This window comes from Streptomyces griseus subsp. griseus (assembly GCF_000720255.1).
GTDB classification, from domain to species: Bacteria; Actinomycetota; Actinomycetes; order Streptomycetales; family Streptomycetaceae; genus Streptomyces; species Streptomyces griseus_I.
In genome coordinates this window covers 298,654-318,410 of record NZ_JOJE01000011.1, presented here as the reverse complement: position 1 = coordinate 318,410, position 19,757 = coordinate 298,654, and the positions used below count along the sequence as shown (strand labels likewise).

Annotated in this window: 21 protein-coding genes; 12 read left to right on the top strand and 9 right to left on the bottom strand. The window is 71.6% G+C overall.

Going from position 1 to position 19,757, the window contains the following annotated elements:
• The first annotated feature begins 93 nt into the window (after nucleotides 1-93).
• The gene (locus IG99_RS17860; RefSeq protein WP_037675079.1) at nucleotides 94-1,452 is read left to right on the top strand and encodes a glycosyltransferase family 39 protein; all 1,359 of its coding nucleotides are present in this window, start codon (nucleotides 94-96) and stop codon (nucleotides 1,450-1,452) included.
• Between the two features lie 15 nt (nucleotides 1,453-1,467).
• Here IG99_RS17860 and IG99_RS17855 read toward each other — a convergent pair whose 3' ends face one another.
• Complete coding sequence (locus IG99_RS17855) at nucleotides 1,468-2,082, bottom strand: phosphoribosylanthranilate isomerase (protein ID WP_037675077.1); 615 nt, start codon at nucleotides 2,080-2,082, stop codon at nucleotides 1,468-1,470.
• Between the two features lie 73 nt (nucleotides 2,083-2,155).
• On the opposite strand from IG99_RS17855, the gene IG99_RS48760 reads away from it, so the two are divergent.
• The 5 genes from IG99_RS48760 (at nucleotide 2,156) to IG99_RS17835 (ending at nucleotide 8,400) form a co-directional block, all read left to right on the top strand.
• A complete protein-coding gene (locus IG99_RS48760) occupies nucleotides 2,156-2,293 on the top strand; it encodes a hypothetical protein (RefSeq protein ID WP_158973196.1) in 138 nt (45 codons plus the stop codon).
• Nucleotides 2,294-2,482: 189 nt separating this feature from the next.
• A complete protein-coding gene (locus IG99_RS17850) occupies nucleotides 2,483-3,520 on the top strand; it encodes a chitinase (protein WP_234311873.1) in 1,038 nt (345 codons plus the stop codon).
• 495 nt (nucleotides 3,521-4,015) lie between these two features.
• The gene (locus IG99_RS17845) at nucleotides 4,016-4,537 is read left to right on the top strand and encodes a hypothetical protein (protein WP_037675074.1); all 522 of its coding nucleotides are present in this window, start codon (nucleotides 4,016-4,018) and stop codon (nucleotides 4,535-4,537) included.
• 676 nt (nucleotides 4,538-5,213) lie between these two features.
• Nucleotides 5,214-6,929 carry a lysyl oxidase family protein gene (locus tag IG99_RS17840; RefSeq protein WP_037675072.1) on the top strand — a complete coding sequence of 572 codons (1,716 nt, stop codon included), beginning with the start codon at nucleotides 5,214-5,216 and terminating at the stop codon, nucleotides 6,927-6,929.
• Nucleotides 6,930-7,053: 124 nt separating this feature from the next.
• Nucleotides 7,054-8,400, top strand: coding sequence for a COG1361 family protein (locus tag IG99_RS17835; RefSeq protein WP_037675071.1), 1,347 nt, complete (start codon nucleotides 7,054-7,056; stop codon nucleotides 8,398-8,400).
• Between the two features lie 157 nt (nucleotides 8,401-8,557).
• On the opposite strand, the gene IG99_RS17830 is transcribed toward IG99_RS17835, so the two are convergent.
• Complete coding sequence (locus IG99_RS17830; RefSeq protein ID WP_037675070.1) at nucleotides 8,558-9,412, bottom strand: hypothetical protein; 855 nt, start codon at nucleotides 9,410-9,412, stop codon at nucleotides 8,558-8,560.
• 194 nt (nucleotides 9,413-9,606) lie between these two features.
• On the opposite strand from IG99_RS17830, the gene IG99_RS17825 reads away from it, so the two are divergent.
• Nucleotides 9,607-10,395: a M23 family metallopeptidase gene (locus tag IG99_RS17825; protein ID WP_037675067.1), complete on the top strand. Its 789-nt coding sequence runs from the start codon at nucleotides 9,607-9,609 to the stop codon at nucleotides 10,393-10,395.
• Here IG99_RS17825 and IG99_RS45550 read toward each other — a convergent pair.
• On the bottom strand, nucleotides 10,317-10,520 hold the full coding sequence (locus IG99_RS45550; RefSeq protein ID WP_078947767.1) for a DUF397 domain-containing protein: 204 nt from the start codon (nucleotides 10,518-10,520) through the stop codon (nucleotides 10,317-10,319). The genes IG99_RS17825 and IG99_RS45550 overlap by 79 nt on opposite strands.
• Nucleotides 10,517-11,344 carry a helix-turn-helix domain-containing protein gene (locus IG99_RS17820; RefSeq protein ID WP_037675066.1) on the bottom strand — a complete coding sequence of 276 codons (828 nt, stop codon included), beginning with the start codon at nucleotides 11,342-11,344 and terminating at the stop codon, nucleotides 10,517-10,519. The genes IG99_RS45550 and IG99_RS17820 overlap by 4 nt, the downstream gene beginning before the upstream one ends.
• An 85-nt stretch (nucleotides 11,345-11,429) precedes the next feature.
• On the opposite strand from IG99_RS17820, the gene IG99_RS17815 reads away from it, so the two are divergent.
• From IG99_RS17815 to IG99_RS17800, 4 genes are all read left to right on the top strand, one after another.
• Nucleotides 11,430-11,858: an ATP-binding protein gene (locus IG99_RS17815; RefSeq protein ID WP_063768319.1), complete on the top strand. Its 429-nt coding sequence runs from the start codon at nucleotides 11,430-11,432 to the stop codon at nucleotides 11,856-11,858.
• Between the two features lie 92 nt (nucleotides 11,859-11,950).
• On the top strand, nucleotides 11,951-12,763 hold the full coding sequence (locus IG99_RS17810; protein WP_037675064.1) for a DUF11 domain-containing protein: 813 nt from the start codon (nucleotides 11,951-11,953) through the stop codon (nucleotides 12,761-12,763).
• A 41-nt stretch (nucleotides 12,764-12,804) separates the two neighbouring features.
• Complete coding sequence (locus tag IG99_RS17805; protein ID WP_037675063.1) at nucleotides 12,805-12,993, top strand: hypothetical protein; 189 nt, start codon at nucleotides 12,805-12,807, stop codon at nucleotides 12,991-12,993.
• A 107-nt stretch (nucleotides 12,994-13,100) separates the two neighbouring features.
• Complete coding sequence (locus IG99_RS17800) at nucleotides 13,101-13,595, top strand: hypothetical protein (RefSeq protein WP_037675062.1); 495 nt, start codon at nucleotides 13,101-13,103, stop codon at nucleotides 13,593-13,595.
• Nucleotides 13,596-13,612: 17 nt separating this feature from the next.
• Here the strand turns inward: IG99_RS17800 and IG99_RS17795 are convergent, their stop codons facing one another.
• The 4 genes from IG99_RS17795 to IG99_RS17780 all read right to left on the bottom strand — a co-directional run bounded on the left by IG99_RS17795 (nucleotide 13,613) and on the right by IG99_RS17780 (nucleotide 16,864).
• Nucleotides 13,613-14,299 carry a DUF6445 family protein gene (locus IG99_RS17795; protein ID WP_037675060.1) on the bottom strand — a complete coding sequence of 229 codons (687 nt, stop codon included), beginning with the start codon at nucleotides 14,297-14,299 and terminating at the stop codon, nucleotides 13,613-13,615.
• 123 nt (nucleotides 14,300-14,422) lie between these two features.
• Complete coding sequence (locus IG99_RS17790; RefSeq protein ID WP_037675059.1) at nucleotides 14,423-15,184, bottom strand: Ig-like domain-containing protein; 762 nt, start codon at nucleotides 15,182-15,184, stop codon at nucleotides 14,423-14,425.
• 140 nt (nucleotides 15,185-15,324) lie between these two features.
• The gene (locus IG99_RS17785; RefSeq protein WP_037675058.1) at nucleotides 15,325-16,128 is read right to left on the bottom strand and encodes an MOSC domain-containing protein; all 804 of its coding nucleotides are present in this window, start codon (nucleotides 16,126-16,128) and stop codon (nucleotides 15,325-15,327) included.
• A gap of 67 nt (nucleotides 16,129-16,195) precedes the next feature.
• The gene (locus IG99_RS17780) at nucleotides 16,196-16,864 is read right to left on the bottom strand and encodes an O-methyltransferase (protein WP_037675057.1); all 669 of its coding nucleotides are present in this window, start codon (nucleotides 16,862-16,864) and stop codon (nucleotides 16,196-16,198) included.
• Nucleotides 16,865-17,083: 219 nt separating this feature from the next.
• On the opposite strand from IG99_RS17780, the gene IG99_RS17775 reads away from it, so the two are divergent.
• Nucleotides 17,084-17,785, top strand: a complete 702-nt coding sequence (locus tag IG99_RS17775; RefSeq protein WP_037675217.1) for a DUF4142 domain-containing protein — start codon at nucleotides 17,084-17,086, stop codon at nucleotides 17,783-17,785.
• An 8-nt stretch (nucleotides 17,786-17,793) separates the two neighbouring features.
• On the opposite strand, the gene IG99_RS17770 is transcribed toward IG99_RS17775, so the two are convergent.
• A complete protein-coding gene (locus IG99_RS17770) occupies nucleotides 17,794-19,455 on the bottom strand; it encodes a glycoside hydrolase family 13 protein (protein ID WP_037675056.1) in 1,662 nt (553 codons plus the stop codon).
• Nucleotides 19,456-19,757 lie beyond the last annotated feature (302 nt).

The following is a 19,757-nucleotide window of genomic DNA, read 5'->3' as shown; positions in this document are numbered from 1 at the left end:
CGGGCCCGGCGCAGGGGGCGCGACCCATGACGAAACGCTGACGTCCGCCGTGTGCACGACCCCGGCCGCCGCCTCGCGGCCTAGCGTGCCCGTGTGACCCGCCCCCTCCGCCATGACCTGTACGCCGTCACGGCCGCCGCGCTGCTCGTGACGGCGGCCGTGCTGATCGGCCGCCACCTCCAGTTCACGTACGGCACCTTGTACGTCGGCTGGCCGCCGCTGCTCGGCCGCTGGGGCCCCCACGTGGGGCCGGGCACCCCCCTGGCCCTCGTGGTGGCGGCGGCGACCGTCGCGTACGGCCCGCTCCTGGCCGCCCGCATACCGTGGCGCGGCCTGCTCTTGGCGGCCTGGGGCACCGCCACCGTCTGGATCCTCTCCCTCGCCCTGATCGACGGCTGGCGGCGCGGCATCGCGGGCCGGCTCACCACCCGCTACGAGTACCTCCAGGTCATCGACCGCTTCCACGACATCCCGGCCGCCCTGCGGGACTTCACCCACCACATCCTCATCGGCTCCCCCGACCACTGGCCCGCCCACATCGCCGGTCACCCGCCGGCGGCCACGCTCACCTTCGTGCTGCTCGACCGGATCGGGCTGCGGGGCGGCGGCTGGGCCGGGATGTGGTGCGTCGTCGTCGGCGCGACGGCGTGCGTGGCCGTGCTGGTGGCGGTGCGGGCGCTGTGCGGGGAGCGACCGGCACGACGGGCGGCGCCCTTCCTGGTGCTGGCCCCGGCCGCGGTGTGGATGGGCACGTCGGCCGACGCCTACTTCGCGGCCGTCGCCTCCTGGTCCGTGGCCCTGCTCGCCCTGGCCGTCACCCGGCGGTCCCCTTGGTGCGCCGCAGCCTCCGGTCTCCTGTTCGGCCTGACCTGCTACCTCTCCTACGGCCTGACACTCTTCGCGCTGATCGGCGCGGCCGTGGTGCTGCTGGGCCGGCGCGAGGTCCGCGCGGGCCCCAAGCCGCTCCCCCTGCTCGCGGCGCTGCTCGCCGGACTCGCCGTGGTGCCGGTGGCGTTCACGCTCGCCGGGTTCGACTGGTGGGAGGCCTACCGCCTCCTGGTCGAGCGCTACTACCAGGGCGCGGCCCGGGTGCGCCCCTACGGCTACTGGGTGTGGGCCAACCTCGCCTGCACGGTGCTCATCACGGGCCTGGCGACGGCGGCCGGGCTGCGCCGGGGCGCCGTAGAACTGACCCGGCGAGGCCCCGACGGCACCCGCCGGCCGTCGCCGGACCCCGACCGGCGGCTCTCCCTCCTGGTGGGGGCCGCGCTGCTCGCCCTGCTGGTCGCCGACCTGTCCGGCATGAGCAAGGCCGAGACGGAACGCATCTGGCTCCCCTTCGCGATGTGGCTGCTCCCGGCCTGCGCGTTCCTCACCCGCCCCCGCGTCTGGCTGGCCACCCAGGCGGTCCTGGCGCTGCTCCTCAACCACTTGGTGCTGACGGGCTGGTGAGCGGTGCTCGTGAGCTCAGGCCCGGGCCGCCGCCACGAACTCCGCGATCAGCGCCGGGTCCTTGACGCCCCGGCTGATCTCCACCCCGCTGGACACGTCGACGCCCCACGGGCGGGCCGCGTCGACGGCGTCCCGTACGTTGTCCGGGGTGAGGCCGCCGGCGAGGAGCCACTTCTCACCGGGGGCGGCGAGGGGCCTGCCGGACCAGTCCCAGGCGACGCCGGAGCCCGGCACGGGGGCGTCGAGGAGGAGCATGTCCTCGCCCAGGTCCCCGAAGCGCGCGGCGGGTTCACCGAACGCCGTGGCCCGGATGAGGGTCCAGCCGCCCTTCGTCAGGTCGTCGTAGTAGCCGCGGTCCTCCGCGCCGTGCAGTTGGACCGCCCGGATCCCGGAGTCGGTGGCCAGGGACCGTACCTCGTCCAGGGGCTGGCCGCGGAAGACCCCGACCGTCAAGACGTGCTCCGGCACGCGCCGGGCCAGCAGGGCGGCGGTCGCCGCGTCGACCTGGCGCGGACTGTGCGCGAAGACGAACCCGATGGCGTCCGCGCCCGCCTCCACGGCAGCGTCGACGTCCCGTTCGGTCCGCAGGCCACAGATCTTGACGAACAGAGAGGTGCTGGGGTTACTCACGCCGACGCTCCAGTGGGGTCAAGTTTTGGTCCAACCATCTTCATGGGTACGCGCTCGTCCCGAACGTTGCGGCATGGCCGTGAACCTTCGCGGTCCTCGAACCCCCCGCGCGTTCCACGTCTGCCTGGACGCCCCGACCGCCGACACCGCCCAGCCGGCCACCACCCCGGGCGGCGACACCCTGCACCGGATGCTCGGCTTCCGCGCCTGAGCCCCGCCTGACGGCACCACGACAGAAACAGGGCGCCCTGCCACTTGGTCAGGCAACTGTAAAGAACCTTGACAATGGATTGGTCTAGTCCAACTATGGTCGCTGTTCGCCCCCACCCCCCTCTCACCCGCGGCTTCGTTGGGAGCGTCAATGAGACGACCTCGTCCCCTTCGCACTCTGCTGTCCTGTATGACCGTCACGGCCCTGTCGGCCGGGCTCGCCGCCCTCGCGGGAGGTGACGCGCTCGCCGCACAGCAGACGACCTCGGGCTTCGCCCGGCCCATGCCCGCCCATGTGGCGGCCCCGTACTTCGAGGCGTGGACCGGGGAGAGCCCGGCCGAGCTGGCCGCCGAGTCGGGCAACAAGTACCTCACCCTGGCCTTCCTCCAGACGGAGGCGCCCGGCTCGTGCACCGCGTACTGGAACGGCGACACCACCCAGCCGGTCTCCAAGGCCACCTTCGGCAGCGACATCCGCACCCTCCAGGCGCGCGGCGGCAACGCCGTCCCGTCCTTCGGCGGCTACAGCGCCGACACCACCGGCACCGAACTCGCCGACAGCTGCACCAGCGTCGACGCCATCGCCAAGGTCTACGAGAGCCTCGTCACGACCTACGGCGTCACCCGCATCGACCTCGACATCGAGGCCGACTCCATCAACAACGCCGCCGGGGTGGACCGCCGCAACAAGGCCATCGCCCAGGTCCAGCGCTGGGCCGAACGCACCGGCCGTGACGTGCAGTTCTCCTACACCCTGCCGACCACCACCACCGGCCTCGCGCCCAGCGGTGTCGCCCTGCTGCGGAACGCCGTCGACAACGGCGCCCGGGTGGACGTCGTCAACATCATGACCTTCGACTACTGGGACGGCGCCACCCACGACATGGCCGCCGACACCGAGACGGCCGCCACCGGCCTGTACGGCCAACTGGCCGCCCTCTATCCGAAGAAGACCCCGGCGAAGCTGTGGGGCATGGTCGGCGTCACCGAGATGCCCGGCATCGACGACTACGGCCCCGAGGAGACCTTCACCACCCAGGACGCCGTCAAGGTCAGGGACTGGGCCGTCGCCCGGGGCATCGACACGCTCTCCTTCTGGGCGCTCCAGCGCGACAACGGTGGCTGCGTGGGCACGGCCGGCGCCAACTCCTGCTCCGGCGTCGCCCAGGACACCTGGTACTTCAGCCACACCTTCGCGCCGTTCACCAGCGGCGGCGGCAAGGCCTGAGGGGTCCTTTCACTATGAGCACCCGATCAGGCCGCGTGGTCTGGTGCCGTGCATCGCAAGACGCCGGAGAGCCCTCGCAGCGGAGCCACTAGGACTCTTCGGCAACGCGGCGAGCGCGCGGTGCCAGGCCGCGCGGCCCGGGTGGGCATGGTGAAAGGACCTCTGAGGGGCGGGCGCGGCCGGTCCCGTCACTCCTCGTCCTCCGTACGACGGGACCGGCCGGCGCCGTAGTCGAGACCGCGCGCCGTCTTCACGAGGGGAGCCAGCGGATCTCCCCGGAAGGAGCGCTGACGCCACCTCACCCGCGCCCGGCGCCACGAGGTGCGTAGAACACGTGCTCCAGGAGCGAACATATCGAACGTAATCGCCACGGTTCGCCACCCCTTCCGTGCCTTAGAAATATCCACGAGCATGACGGTTGCCGGGGCCGGCCACCCCGGCGCCGAGAGGAAGACGCGTCCCGCGCGAGCGGGCCGACGAAGCGCGGAGGGCACCATGCGAACAGTCACGCGGCAGGCCATGGAGTGGCTCGCCGCCGCGGCGACCGACCCACGGGCCTGCAAGCAGCAGTGGCACGGGGAGAGCGGGATCGCCGTACTGGCCTGCGGACGGTTCTGGGACGTGCTGAGCGTCCCGGAGGAGATGGGGATGCCCGCCCTCGACGCCCTGCTCTGCATCCCGCAGGAGCCCGGCCCCGTCCTCGCCGACGCCGCGGCCCGCCGCGTCGCCTTCTTCCTGCCGCCCGACCCGGAGGGCCGCTGGATCGGCTCCGGCATCCGGTACGCGGGCCAGGGAGCCTGGATCGCCGTACCCGCACCGCACCGGGCCGCCGGGCGGCTGCGCTGGCTGGTGCCGCCCAACGGCACCGGCGCGCTGTTCGTGCCCGCGGTCGTCGAGCTCGCCCTGCAGCTGGCGCTGGGCAGACGCGCCGCTCAGTACCCCGCGGACCGCAGATGCCCCACCTGTGGAGCGCCCGCCAGGAGGCCCGTCCTGCGGGCCGGCGACCAGGCCGACTGAGGGCACCTCGGCGGCGGACCGGCATACGGCGGACCGCAGCGGGCCGTCAGCCACGAGCGTTCGGACCCGGACCGGTCGTCGCGGGTCCCATCGCGGTGAGGAGGACCCACTGGTGGTCCCGCACACCGGGGACCGTCCGGCCGCCGACCCGCCACTCCCGCACGAGAGCCGCGTAGATGGGCGGCTCCCCGGGTGCGGTCCCGGTGAGTACTCCGTACAGACGCCCGGTCGTGACAGTGCAATGCATGCCTTTGCAACGCACCCGCCCACGCCGGTGGTACGCCTTCCCCCTCGCATGGCCCCATCGGATGAGGATGCGTCCCCCGATCGGGGCCATGCTCTTATCCGACGAGAGCGTCGGCTGAGCGACCGGAACGACCCGCCGGACCGCCGGGGCCGGAATCACAACCGGAATCACCTGGACGACGGATGTGGCCGCTTCCCCACCAGGAGGCGGCCGCTTTCGCGCCACCAAAGGCGCGAACCGTCCGGAATCCGCGCCCGAACTCCGCACACAACGCCCAAGTGGCCTTATCCGGCCATTTATTTCTGGCCAGGCAACCGACACCGCCCCCACACCGGTCTCACATGATGCTCACAGGTCGGCGATGGGCGCGTGGGGTGCGTCCGGGGTGTTCGTGCCGGTCTGAGGGCTGTCCGGTCCGATGCCACGACCATGGCACTCGCAGACGAGGAACCGATGACCAGTCAGGAACACCGCAGCCGCCTGAAGCGCTCCGCGCTCGCCACGGGCGCCGCGCTCACCGTCGTCGTAGCCGCGGCGGCGGCAGCGCCCAACGCGGGCGCGCAGTCCGCCACGCCCGGCACGCCCAAGCTGAAGCTGATCGCCGCTTCGAAGTCCGTGACGCTCGACCGCTACGAGGGGGAGCCCGGCGTCTACCTCGACCTCGGAACCTACCTCCAGGTCGACAACGCACCGTTCGAGTTCAAGGTGAACCGGAAGTCCTACAAGGACCCCGTCGTCGCCCAGCAGATCCTGCGCAACGGCACCAGAACGCAGGTCAAGAAGCTGCCCGCCGGGCTGGTGAAGGACTTCTCCGGGCTGCCCGGCTTCCTTGAGGTGTCCATCAAGAACTCGGCGGGCCGCGAGGTCGCCAAGAGCAAGGGCACCTACTGCCCGAACAACGCCGCCGGCCGGATCCGTCCGGACGCCTCGGCGACGTCGAAGTACCCGGAGAGCTGCCCCACCAACCCGTGGACGCTGGGCTCGGTGTGGGGCGTCGAGAAGGGCTGGGCGTCCAACACCAGCACCATGGACTACGACCACCCGGTGAACCTGCCGGCGGGCACCTACACGGCCAAGGCATCGGTGGCGAAGAAGTACCGCGACCTGTTCGGCATCCCGAACGACACGCCCACCATCAAGGTCACCGTCCGTGAGATCAGGAACGACAACGGCGGCGGCGAGGGCGTGTCCGGCTCCATGTCGTCCGCGATGTCGCACCACAACCACGGCGGCGCCTCCACGCCCGGCATGAACGGCCACGCCGGCCACCACTACGGCCCGCGCGGCGCGGACGCCCCCACCCCGGGCGCCCTCTCGCACGCGCTGGAGCAGCGCGGTCTCGCCCACCACATGGGCGACGGACGCGACCACACCGACGGTTCGCGCATCGCGCCCGCGCTGAAGGCCAACGCCAACCGGCCCACCGGCCGTGCGGGCGTCCCGGCCGACGTGCCGAAGCCGGACCTGCGTTCGCTGCCCGCCTGGGACATCTCCATCACCGACGGTGAGGACGGCGACGTCGCGGGCAAGGACTACCTCGCCTTCAGCGCCAACGTCTGGAACGCGGGCCCGGCCCCCCTCGTGGTGGACGGCTTCCGCAAGCCGGGCGCCGAGCTGATGGACTCGTACCAGTACTACTACGACGCCAAGGGCAAGCAGGTCGGCTACTCGCCCGCGGGCACCATGGAGTGGGACCCGCGCGTCGGTCACGAGCACTGGCACTTCACGGACTTCGCCAGCTACCAGCTGCTGAGCGCGGACCAGACGAGGCGGGTGCGCAGTGGCAAGGAGGCGTTCTGCCTCGCCAACACCGACGCCGTCGACTACACGGTGAAGAACGCCAACTGGCACCCGTACAACACCGACCTGTCGACCGCCTGCGGTTCGCAGAACGCGATCTCCGTGCGTGAGGTCCTCGACGTCGGCTCCGGCGACACCTACACCCAGTACCGTCCCGGACAGTCCTTCGACATCACGGACCTGCCGAACGGCACGTACTACATCAAGGTGATCGCCAACCCGGCGAAGCGCCTGCAGGAGACCAGCCTCAAGAACAACGTCTCCCTGCGCAAGGTGATCCTGGGCGGCACGCCCGGCGCCCGGACGGTGAAGGTACCGCCGGTCGACCTGGTCAACGCCCCGTAAGTCACACCCTCCCGGCCCCGGGGCACGGCCACACCGGCCGGACCCGGGGCTTTCCGCCGTACAACCATCGGCGCCGCGCCGTCGTCCAATCCCTGACCCACGCAGTCCACTTCAGGGGGATGTCATGACACCCGTCTCCGTCAGCCGCGCCCTGCGGCTCGGAGCAACCGGCGCCCTGGCCGCGGCGCTGACCGCCGTCGGCCTGCTGGCCACGCCCGCCTCGGCGGAGGACGAGCAGTCCGACCAACTGTGGATCCAGGTGCCGTCCGAACAGGCCCTCTCCGTCGTCCGGGCCGGAGGCAGCGGCGAGTACAGCGACCTCCCCGTCGGCCTGTACCACGCCAGCGACTACAGCATCACCGACGGCCGCATCACCGTCGACACCTCCGGCCTGGCCGGCGTCGCCGAGGTGGCCTGGCCGGACAACTGCGTGCCCAGCGGAGCCACGGCCGTGTGCTCGGTCCCCGAGGTCCCCCTTCAGGAGTGGGGGTGGGGGGAGCAGGTACAGCTCAAGGTGCGCGCGCTGCCCGGCGCGGCGCCGGGCGCACAGGGGAGGATCACCTACGAGGCCACCGCCCAGGGCGGCCCCGACGGTGAACTCATCGCTCCGCACGGCTCGTTCGACACCACCGTGACCATCAACTCCGGCCCCGACCTGGGCATCCGGCCCGCCGAGAAGCTGAAGGGCGCGCGACCGGGCAGCACCGTCACCGCCCCGTCGTTCGCCGTCACCAACACCGGCAACGTGGCCGCGAACGGCTTCACCGTGGAGATGCTGGCGACGGACGGCCTCGACTTCGCGACGAAGTACCCGCAGTGCACGGACCCGTCCGCCGACAACGAGCTTCCGATCACCCATGTCACCTGCGCCTTCGACACGGTCGTCGCCCCCGGCGCCACCGTCGACCTGCCCGAACCGCTGAAAATCGACGTCGCGGAGCACGCTCTGTACGAACGCCTGGACTTCGGCGTCGAACCGGCCGACGGTGCCACCGACCTCCAGACCGACGACAATTACGTCTCCTGGATGATCGAGGCCACGAACAAGGCCGACTTCGAGGTGCGCGGCGCCATCGTCCACGGCGAGGCGGGCACCACGGTCCCCGCCACCTTCAGCTTCCTCAACAGGGGCCCCGCCTGGGTCGCCCACCTCGGCTCCGGCGAACCGGTCGCGACCGTCGAGTTCCGCGTCCCCGAGGGCACCCGCGCGACGGACGTCCCCGACACCTGCGAGCCCCGCACCCTGACCGGCGCACCCTTCCACCAGCTCCTGGGCGCCCCGCGCTACGACTGCGACCTCCCGATCTGGGTCAAGCAGAACGCGGAGGTCGACCTCCCCTTCTCCCTGACCATCGACCGAGTGGTCCAGAACGCCACCGGAACACTCACCGCCCGCCCCGGCTGGACCACGTCGTTCCCCTTCGACCCGAACACGGCCAACAACACGGCGAAGATCGTGGTGAATCCGTAGGGCTCCGATTACGCCTTCAGGGGGCGCTCCGCACAAGCGGGGCGCCCTCTTCCGTGTGGACCGAGCGCGCTGTCCGCGGCGGTCCGGAAAAATCGCGTCTTCCGCGAAGCCCCCCGGCCGATGCCCCGGGGCTTCGCGGGCGGCTCTCAGGCGGGGCTCACAGCCCCCAGCGGTTCTTCAGGTGGCGCCAGAAGTCGCGCAGCATCCACTTGTCGAACTCGGTGATCTGGGTGGCGCTGCCGGCGTTCATGATGAAGCAGCACTGGCCGGTGGGCGTCCAGTCGTAGAAGTCGTCGAGGCCGAAGGTGTGGCCGACCTCGTGGAGATAGATGTGGATGTTCTCCTGGGCGAGGGCGCCGGTGAAGTACTCCTGGCCGACGCGTTGGCCCCAGTCCCCTCCCGCGCCGCCCTGGAAGCCCTTGGTCAGCCAGAGTGACTGGTCGTAGTGGCGGGTGACACCGCCGGGACAGCGGGAGTAGTTGCCGTCCTGGTGGAAGAAGCGGCCGCAGTCGGGGGCGCACTGCGGGGCGCCGCCGCCGTCCAGGTTGTTGGCGTAGACGTCGACCGAGTTGTCGGTCCACTGCAGGGTGCTGCGGTTCTTCACCGCCCAGCCGACGATGTTGACGGGCACGTTGGTGTACGGCCAGGCGTTGTGCCCCTTGCCGTTCTCCACCATCGCCGCCATCCACTTGGCGAACTGCTTCTTCAGCGCCGCGTGGATGCGGTCGCGCAGGGCCGCGCTCACCGGGGCGTCCGACTCCCAGCGGACGCAGTAGTTGACGCTGCCCTTGTTGGCCATGACCTGGTCCCAGCCGTAGTTCCGGAAGCCGTAGAGGTCCGGGTAGGTCGACTGGACGTGGTTCCAGACCTGGTTGAGCGGCTGGCTCAGGTTGGCCGGCGGGTTCCAGTCGTCGGCGGCCTCGGCCCGGGACGCCGCCAGGGTGGCGGACGCCGGGAGGAGGGCCGCGAGTACGGCCAGGACCGTGAGTAAGCGCGCGAGATGTCTGCGCATCCCAACTCCTCGTGTGGGGGGCGTGTTCGCCCCACCTGTCGCCGCCGGCGGGGGAAGAGTTGCCGCGTCGGGCTCCTCGCCCAGGATCAGGAAGCCGGACTCCAAGGCCCAGGCCGCCGTCCGGCCCGCACCCGACCGGAGCAACGTACGGCGTGTTGCCACACGGCCGCGCCGTATTGACCGACGATCCGAAGATGCGACGAGACCACCGCACCCGCATCGCACGGCACGGCGCCGTCCTGCTGGCCGTCCTGCTGGTCGCACTCACCGCGGCCCCCGCCGGCGCCGATGCCGACCCCTACCGTGACGAGGCCGCCCGCGCGGTCCGCGCCCACGAGGCGGCCCGCACCCGCGTCGACCGCCTGCGGCACGACGAGGCGGCCCACCCGGAGCAGGTGCGGGACGCCGAGCGGCGCAGGAAGGCCATCCGGAGCGAGCTGTGGGACATGCTGTGGGCGGCGGGGAGGCGGGGTGGCGACCCGGTGGCCGTCGACCCGTCCGGGCGCGCCGGAAACTGTCGCATCGGGACCCCGCAGTCACCGTCCGGCCTTGACCGTGACGCCACCTGGAGGGCACCCACCCGCGGCTACCGGCTCTCCGCCTCGTACGCCGCCCGCGGGCGCCACTGGCCCCACCGCCACACCGGCCAGGACTTCGCCGTCCCCGCCGGCACACCGGTCTACGCCGTCGGCCCCGGCACGGTACGGGCCAGCACCTGCGGCGACGGCTTCGGCAACCAGGTCGTCGTCCGTCACCGCGACGGCTACTTCACGCACTACGCCCACCTGGCACGCATCTTCGTGCGCAAGGGGCAGCGAGTGTCCGCCGGACAGCGCGTGGGCCTGGCGGGCGCGACCGGCAACGTCACCGGCCCGCACCTCCACTTCGAGGTGCGGATCACGCCCTACTTCGGTTCGGCGGTGCCCCCACTGACCTGGCTGCGCAGGAAGGAGGTCCAGGTGGAGGGGGCGATGGTGAGGTAGCCGAGGGCGGGGTTCTTGGAGTCACGGAGGTGGATGGCACGGGGCTGGGCGGCCATTTCGAGGCAGTTGCCGCCCTCATCGCCGCTGTAGCTCGACTTGAACCAGCGAAGTGCGGTGCCGCTCATTGGTCTCCTAGCAGACGGTCCAGCAAATCCCTCGTGTCCTCGGGTGTGAGGGCCTGTGACCGCAGCATCGCACACTTCTGCGTGAGGATCGCCACCTCGCCGGGGTCCGCAATCAGTTGGCTTCCCCGCTGGTTCTCCACGTAGGCGAGCCGCTGGTGTTCGGGGGTCTCCAGCAGCACGAACGGGCCGTTGAGTCCGGCGTGAGTGGTGCGATCCAGAGGCAGCACCTGAAGCATGAGACCGGGTAGTTCGGAGCACGCGCGCAAGTGCCGCAACTGCTCGACCCAGACCTCCTTACCGCCCACGGGTGCTCGCACCGCCGGTTCCCACACCACGAAGCAGGTGATCGGTGGCACCTTGCGGTGGAGGATCCCGTGACGCTCGACCCGGGCCGCCACCAACTGAACGATCTCGTCCTCGTCGTAGACCGGCACTCGGCTGCCGAACACCGCCCGAGCGTACGCCTCCGTCTGAAGCAGACCCGGCAACACCTGGTTCTCGTAGGAGGCGATCGAGATGGCCTCCCGCTCCCTGTCCAGGAACTCCTCCGCCCACAGCGGCACCAAGTCCACCTCCGGCATGTACTTCAGCGCCTCACTCAACGCCCCCTTCGTCCCCAGCAGCTCATCCAACTGCTCGGCCAGATCCGGCTTCAGCGGCCGTCTGCCTTGCTCGATCGAGGCGATCTGCTGCTCGCTGACGACGAACAGCTCACCGAGCGACCGTTGCGTGTATCCGGCGGCCTCCCGGAAGACCGCGAGCAAGGCGCCCACCATCTTCATCGCCGAGGCGTTCCTGCGTGACCGTCGAGTCGTGGTGCTCATGCGGTGCAACTCCCCACCCGCGCGCGTACGTTCACCATCGCGCACTCGTACGGACAAGATGTACGCGTGCACGCACTGTCCCATGATGGCCACGTACCGTGACCATCGTCCCGTGAACGAAGGAACTCCACCCCTCTCTCCACGTGAACGCTTCTACCGGCGGGAGCGTCGGTCCGTACCGGCCGCCCGCGGCTTCGCCCGGGACGCGCTCGCCGAGTGGGAGATCGGCCCGCGCGCCGACGACGTGCTGGTGTGCGTGAGCGAACTCGCGACGAACGCCCTCGTGCACGGCGTACCACCCGGCCGGGGATTCCTGCTGCGGCTGCTGCCGTACGACGGCGGGGTGCGGGTGGAGGTGCACGACAGCGGGGACGGTGTGCCCGCCATACCGCTCGCGGAGGGGGCGGAGCCTGCCGAGGGCGGGCGGGGGCTGCTGCTGGTGGCGGCGCTGGCGGACAAGTGGGGGGTCGGGGCCAGGGCGCCCGGGAAGGTCGTGTGGTGCGAGTTCGGGTGACTTCGCGGGACCGAAGGGCGTGGCGGCCGACGGTTGGTACGGCGGCCGACCGAGCATGAGTGCACAGCCGTCGGCACCCGGAGGGCGTTCTCATGCGCAGGTCATCCCTCATCCGCCCGCTACGGGCGCTGCTCCTCGTTGTCGCGCTCGCCGGATCGGTCACGGCGGCCGGGGGCCGGGCCCCGCAGGCCGACCTGGTCACGGCCGTGGCGGTGGCAGGGGCGACGGACGACGATCCGATCTTCCCGGGCGGCACCTTCGCCTACGCGCTCACGGTGGGCAACGACGGTCCGTCGGAGGCCACCGACGTGATCGCGACGGCCACCCTTCCCCACGGCGTCGACTTCGTCTTCTCGCGGGGCGAGGGCTGCACGGCCGCCGGCCGGAAAGTCACCTGTGGTCCGGCGCGGGTGCTGGCGCCCGGCGCCGCCGTCTCCTGGGACTTCACGGTCAGGCTGCGCCCGTCGTACGCGGGAACGGGTGCGGACCTGGCGCTCGTGGCGACGTCGGGCTCCCGTACGGCGGACCCGGAGCCCGGCAACGACGCCGCCCGGCCGGTCCATCCGGTGGTGACGGCACCTCAGACCTCGCTGTCGGTGACGCGGGACGGGCCGACCATCACGGTGTCCAACGGCGGCCCCTCGACGGCCGCCCACGCCTCGATCGAGCACCCGGTGCCCGCCTCCTGGACCTGCGTGGCGACCCCGGGCAGCTCCTGCGGCGCCGCGTCCGGCGAGGGCACCCTGCACACGACGGGCACGATCGCGCCGGGCGGCACCCTCACCTACACCCTCTCCGGCACCCTGGAGGACACCCCGGCCGCCGTTTTGACGGTGACCCCGCCGGACGGCGTCACGGACACGACCTGCTCCCCGTCCTGCACGGCATCCAGGGCTGACGAATAACCAGTACGGGGCACGCCCGTGCCGGAGGGACACTGCACGGCATGAGCAAGAGGCGCTATGTCGCCCGGGGGGTGCGGGGCGGGTACCGGATCTGGGACAACCGCAGACGCGGCTTCTGGGGCGACTTCTACGAGCTGTGCCCGGACGAGCTGCTGGTCGAGCTGAACGGCCGCGCGGACCAGGCCCGGATCGTGGAGCTGATGCGGCGGTACAAGAAGGCCAGGCGCTGAGCCGTACGGCGATCACCCGGCGGCGGGTACGCCGTCCGGGCCGCCCGGCATGCGGGCGGGCGCGGGACGGACTTCACTGGGAGGGACACCCCGAACCTGGAGGCAAGATGCCCGCTCACCGCACCCGCCGCGCGAGAGGCACGGCGCTGGCGGCGGTCACGGCGCTCGCGCTGGCGGCCGGGCTGACCGGCTGCTCGGACGACAGCAGTCCCGAGTCCGTGGTCAGCGACGCCGCCTCCGCCGCGTCCTCGCTCGCCTCGAAGGCGGGGGACGTCCTGGCGTCGGCGACCGCGGAGGCGGGCAAGAAGCTCGACCAGGTGGACAACGGCGTCGACGTCAAGGGCGACGTACGGCTGGGCAAGCCGGCCACCGACAGCCAGGGACGTACGACCGTCGAGGTCACCGCGTCCAACACCGACAGCGAGAAGCGGTCGTTCGCCGTGGAGGTCGACTTCGAGCAGTCCGGCGGCGGGCTCCTCGATGTCGTGGTGGTCACCGTCCCCGACGTGGCGGCGGGCAAGACCGGGACGGCCACCGCCCGCAGCACGCACAAGCTGTCCGGCGACGTGAAGGCGTACGTGGGCCGGGCGCTGCGCTACTGAACGCCCGGTGCGGCGGGTCAGGCCATCCAGAAGAAGACCGCCGTCATCCGCTTGTCGTCGAGCGTCGTACCGAAGTAACCGGTCGCGCTGTGCACGAGGTTGGCGTGGTAGAGCAGCAGCCGGTTGTACTTGTGCGGCACGCGGACGTCCTCCTCGAAGGCGTCCGGCGCCACGAACCGGGTGCCGAGCGCCTCGACGAGGTTGTGGTGCGGGGCCTGGACGACGTTGCCGCCGAGACGGCCGCCGGGCAGGGACTGGCGGTAGAAGCTGGTGCCGCAGTCCTTGGGGACGGCGGGGTTGAGGTAGAGGACGGCGGCGTAGCGGCACAGGTGGCGCGAGTCGGTGTGCGGGCGCGGCTCGCTCTCCCCCTCCCCCACGACCTGCACGCAGTTGTGGTTGAGGGTGCCGCCGCCGGGCGCCCGCTGCACCCACAGCTCCTTCGCCCCCGTCGCCTTCTTCACCAGCCGCTCGATCCGGGCCAGTTCACCCGGCTCCAGGCCCGGCATGGCACGCAGCCCCGGCCAGGTCTCCGAGGTGTACGGGTATCCCCGCACCCAGTCGTCCTTGGCGACACAGCGCTCCCGTACCGCGTCCACGTCGGGCAGGACGTCGTCCAGGACCCAGTAGTCACGGCCCTTGGTGGGCTTGCGGTAGGGCAGGACGGGGAGCGCGGCGGGGACGCGCGGGGGTGGCTGTGGGGGCATGCGGCGACCCTAGGTCGAGGGTTCGTCAGGACTCTCCCGCGAAATCGCCAGGACTCTGCCGCGAACGGGTCAACGTTTCCCCAACACCTCTTTACCGTACGAGTGTTGGATACGGGCCTTGTCTCACCGTCGCGGCGGTGCGACCGTGATGGCGACCTGTTCGCTCGCCGCGCTCACGCCGTTCAGGGTGGCGGTCGCCTGGAGCCGGTTGTCGCCGGCGGGCAGGCCGGGTGCCGGGGCGCAGGACCACGCGCCGTCCGCTCCCGCGGTCGTGGAGCACACCTCGGTGTCGTCCTTGTCGCGTACGGCGACCTGCGCGCCCGGGTACGCCGTCCCGGACACCTCCGGCCGCAGCCCCAGCGGCACGCCCGACGTCGGGCTGACCAGCGTCGGCTCGGGCAGCCCGACGGTCACCGCACACGTCCCGTCGTCCCGCGTGACGCCCTCCGCGTCGGTCAGCCGCAGCGTGCAGCCGGTCAGCCGGGTGCCGGGGACGGCGTCGCCGGGGACGGCCACGACGAACGGGAAGGAGAGCCCCTGCCACGGGGCCTGGGTACCGGTTCCGGTGAACGTGTACGTCCCGCTGCGGCCGTCGGCGGCGATCGCGCCCCGGTAGCCCTGGGCGGCCAGGGGCGTGTCCGTGATCGTCGTCCGGCCGGGCGCCGTCAGCGTGAGCGTGGAACCGGCGCCCGGGGCGGGCCCGGTGTGACCGGAGACGTCGAGGACACCCGCGCGCCCGGGGACGATGGTGACGGCGGCCCACAGGTCGCCCCGGTGGTGCACGGAGGTGTCGGGCACGGTGGCGGAGGCCTGGGGCGCGGAGGCGGCGAGGGCCGCTGCGGAGCACATCAGGGCGGCTGCCGTGCTCGGCCGTGAGCGTCTCATGTCGGGGGGCTCCCTGTGCGAGTGGAGGGGTTCTCGGTTGCGGTTTCGGGCACCCCCCGACCTCGATTCTCCCGGCCCGTTCCCGCAGGTGACGCCCGCTGTTGCGCCGTATGGACCTCATATCGCCCCCGGCCCGCCCGTCACACCGGCTCCGGAGTCCGCCACTCCGCGACCGACACCTCGTCGCCGACCGACAGCTTTCCGGTGCGGCCGATCGCGAAGTACGCGCCGAAGACGATCCCTCCCCCCACCTTGCGGTAGGTCGCCAGGGTGCGCAGTGGTTCCGGGCCCGCGCGGCGGCCGGTGTGCTGGTCGACCATCGTGATGGCACAGCGGACGGTGGCCCCGGCGTGGGTCAGTTCCATGCCGGCGACGGTCAGGCGGCGGGCGCGGTCCTCGGTGTGCGGGTCGTCCCAGCCGTCGACGACGAGGTTCGGGCGGAACCGGTTCATGGGCAGCGCCGGCACCGGGTCGTCCCGCTCGGCGAGGCGCCGGTTCAGCAGGCCGAGAGTGGCCCGCGAGACGATGTGCAGCCGGTTGTTGTTGGCGGCGACCGGCCCGCCGTCCTGCTGCGGCGGCACCCGCAGCAGCCTGCTGGGCGCGCCGATCACGTCCGACACCCAGGCGGCGGCCGCCTCGCCCTGGTCGACGGCCCCGTAGCGCCGGCCGGGCAGCTCCACCGGCGCGGCGGCGGGGTCCGCGTCGACCCGCAGCTCGCCGTACCCCGGCGCGCGCAGGACGAGCCACGCGTCGTCGGGGCCCAGCTCCGGCGTGATCAGGGCCAGCTGCGGGTCGCCCCACAGCCAGCGCAGCTCGCCCGCCTCGTCGGTGATCACATAACGGCGGTCGTACGCCAGCCCGGTAGGCGTGAGCTCCGCCTCGGAGACCGTGACTCCGGCGCAGCCCTTCACCGGGTAGTACGTCAGCTCGGCGATCCTCGCCATGGTCGTCCCCCCTGTCTCTCGTTCCGTCTCTCGTTCCGTCTCTCGTTCTCGCTTTTGCTCTCGCCGGTCAGCCGGTGACGACGGCGAGCACAAAGCCGTCGTACCCCTTCTCGCCGACGGTCTGAATGGCCGTGGCGGTCAACTTCGGGTTCTGGGCGATGAGTTCGGTGAAGCGGCGGACGCCCTGGACGCGGGGGTCGGTGCTGTCCGGGTCGGTGACCGCGCCGTCGCGCACGACGTTGTCGCCGACGATCACGCTGCCGGGGCGGGTGAGGCGCAGGGCCCAGTCGAGGTAGTCGGGGTTCGAGGGCTTGTCGGCGTCGACGAAGACGAGGTCGAAGGGGCCGGCCCCCTCCTCCGCGAGGCGCGGGAGGGTGTCCAGGGCCTTGCCGACACGCAGGTCGACGACGTGGTCGAGGCCGGCGCGCGCGATGTTGTCCGCGGCGACCCGGGCGTGCCGCTCGTCGGCCTCCAGGGTGACCAGGCGGCCGCCCTCGGGGAGGGCGCGGGCGAGCCAGAGGGTGCTGTAGCCGCCGAGGGTGCCGATCTCCAGAACGGTCCGTGCGCCCTGGACGCGGGCGAGCAGGTGGAGCAGCTTGCCCTGGTTGGGGGCCACCTGGTGCGGCGGCAGTCCGGCCTCCTCACTGCCCCGGCCGGCCGCCAGCAGGGCCTCGTCCTCCTCGATGAGCTGGGCGTTGAAGTAGGCGTCGACGGCGGTCCAGGTCTGCTGCGTCACGGGCGTTCCCTTCCGAAGGACGGTCAGTACGACCAGTCAGTTCCTTATGGGAACTTACTTGTTCGGGAGGGAGGTTGGGAAGCTTTGACCAATGACAGAGGCTCCGTTGACCGGCCGGCCCGTACTCCCCTGCGACCAGACCCGCCGTCCGGCGGCGGGATCCTCGACCGGGCAGGAGGCACGGTGCTCTTCTCGCGGAACGCGACGGGAACGCTCTTCGTGGGCGGCGCCCTGAGCCTGACGATCATCGCGCTCGCCTATCCGGCCATGCTCGGCATGAACAACGTGTCCAGCACGCCCGACCGGATCATCGCCCAGACCTCCTCCGGGCCGCTGACCGAGGCGGACCGGGACTTCGTGGTGAAGGTGCGGGCGGCCGGGCTGTGGGAGTACCCGGTGGGTCAGATGGCCGTGCAGAAGGGGACGACCAAGGCGGTCGTCACCGCCGGGCAGCACCTGATCTCCGGCCACGCGGCCCTGGACGCGACGGTCCGCCGGATCGCGCCCGAGCTGGGCATCACGATCCCCAACCAGCCGAGCCCGCAGCAGCAGGGCTTCGTCACCACGCTGAGCAGCGACAGCGGCAAGCAGTTCGACTCCGACTTCGCCAACATCCTGCGCGTCACGCACGGCACGATCTTCAACACGGTGTCGAAGATCCGCTCCACCACCCGCAACACCCTGGTGCGCCAGCTCGCCGACCAGGCCAACACCACCGTCCTGGACCACATCTCCGTCATGGAGAAGACGGGCCTGGTCAACTTCGACCAGGTCCTCTTCCAGGAGACGACCCCGCCCAAGCTCCCCGCCTCCGACGTCACCCCGCCGCCCCCGGCCCCCGGAGCACCCGAGGTGGTCCTCACCCCACCCGCGGACAGCACGGAGGCACCGGGGGCCTCACCGAGCCCGTCGGCGGGGTGAGCGCCGGCTCAGGCGAGCCAGGCCGTGCTGTCCGGACCCAGGCGGCCGTCCGCCTCCAGGGGAGCGCTGGTCAGGAGGACCTCGCCGGACGGGAGGGCGACCGGAGTGTCGGAGAGGTTGGCCACACAGCGCCAGCCGTCGTTGCGGGTGAAGGCGAGGACGCCGGGCGGGGTGTCCTCCAGCCAGGTCAGGTCCTCGCCGTCGATCAGCTTGCGGCGCAGCTTCAGGGCCGCGCGGTAGAGCTCCAGGTCGGAGCCCTCGGTCCCGTCCTGGGCCTGCACGGCGTACGACGCGAAGGACGCCGGCTGCGGCAGCCAGGCACCGCCCGGGCCGAAGCCGTACGACGGTCCGTCCGTCGTCCACGGCAGGGGCACCCGGCAGCCGTCGCGGCCCTTGCGGACCCGGCCCGTCTGCTGCCAGATCGGGTCCTGGAGGACCTCCAGCGGCAGGTCGGCCACCTCGGGCAGCCCGAGCTCCTCGCCCTGGTAGACGTACGACGAGCCGGGCAGCGCCAGCATCAGCAGGGTGGCCGCCCGGGCCCGCCTCCGGCCCCTCTCCAGGTCCACGGCGGGCGCGTGGCCGCCGGACAGCAGCCAGGCGTTCTCGTCCGTGCCCGGCGGCAGCACCAGCCGGGAGGCGTGCCGCACGACGTCATGGTTGGACAGCACCCAGGTCGCGGAGGCACCGGCCAGCCGTGCGTCCTCCAGTGACCCGGTGATCACCTGGCGCAGCTCCGCCGCGTCCCAGCGCGCCTTGAGGTACTCGAAGTTGAACGCCTGCCCCAGCTCGTCCGGGCGCGCGTACAGCGCCCTGCGCGCCCCGTACACCCACGCCTCGGCGACGGCCATGCGGGGCGGGGTGTAGGAGTCGAGGATGGTGCGCCAGTCGCGGTAGATCTCGTGGACGTCGTCACGGTCGTAGAACGGGTGGGTGCCGGGGGCGAAGTCCGGCAGCGTCTCCTCCCGGCTCAGCTCGGGCGCGCCCAGGTCGCGCAGCGGCTCCGCCAGGTCCTTGGTGAGGGCGTGGGCGACGTCGACCCGGAAGCCGTCGACCCCGCGGTCGCACCAGAAGCGCAGGGTGGTGCGGAAGTCGGCGCGGACCTCGTCGTGCGCCCAGTTCAGGTCGGGCTGCTGGGGCGCGAACAGATGCAGGTACCACTGCCCGTCCGGCACCCGCTGCCACGCGCTGCCCCCGAAGACGGACTGCCAGTCGGTCGGCGGCAGCTCTCCGTGCTCGCCCCGGCCGTCCCGGAAGACGTACCGCTCGCGGGCGGCGGAACCCGGCCCGGCGGCCAGCGCCTCCTGGAACCACACGTGCTGGTGCGAGGTGTGGTTCGGGACCAGGTCGACGATCACCTTCAGGCCCAGGCGGTGGGCCTCGGCGACCATCTCGTCGAAGTCGTCGAGGCTGCCCAGGCGCGGGTCGACGTCCCGGTAGTCGGCGACGTCGTAGCCGCCGTCGGCGAGCTCGGAGGGGTAGAAGGGGCTGAGCCACAGGGCGTCCACGCCGAGCGCCGCGAGGTGGGACAGTCGCTGGGTGACACCCCTGATGTCCCCCAGCCCGTCACCGTCGGCGTCGGAGAAGCTGCGCGGATACACCTGGTAGATGACGGCCTGGCGCCACCAGTTCGGATCCTTGGACGAGAGGTCGGGCGTGGTGCGGACGATCACGCGGTCTCCTCTTCGGGTTCGGTGCTGACGGGCGGTCTACGAACACGGTCCATGAACGCGGTCAATGAACCCGGTCTATGAACGATAAAGGGAAATTCTGCCCACATCACCGGAAAAGTGAACCTTGCCACCGTCGGAACGTTCGATTCCTCCTGTGACGGAAACGTAATGACGGCCGAAGTACCCTGGCTCAGCAGCAGGTTGACAGCGTTCCGCCATGAGATCCACCATGAGTGCACGCTGTGGCGCATGTGACCAATGAGCCCAGTGTTTCTTCGACCGCTCACCCCCGGTACGGCCGG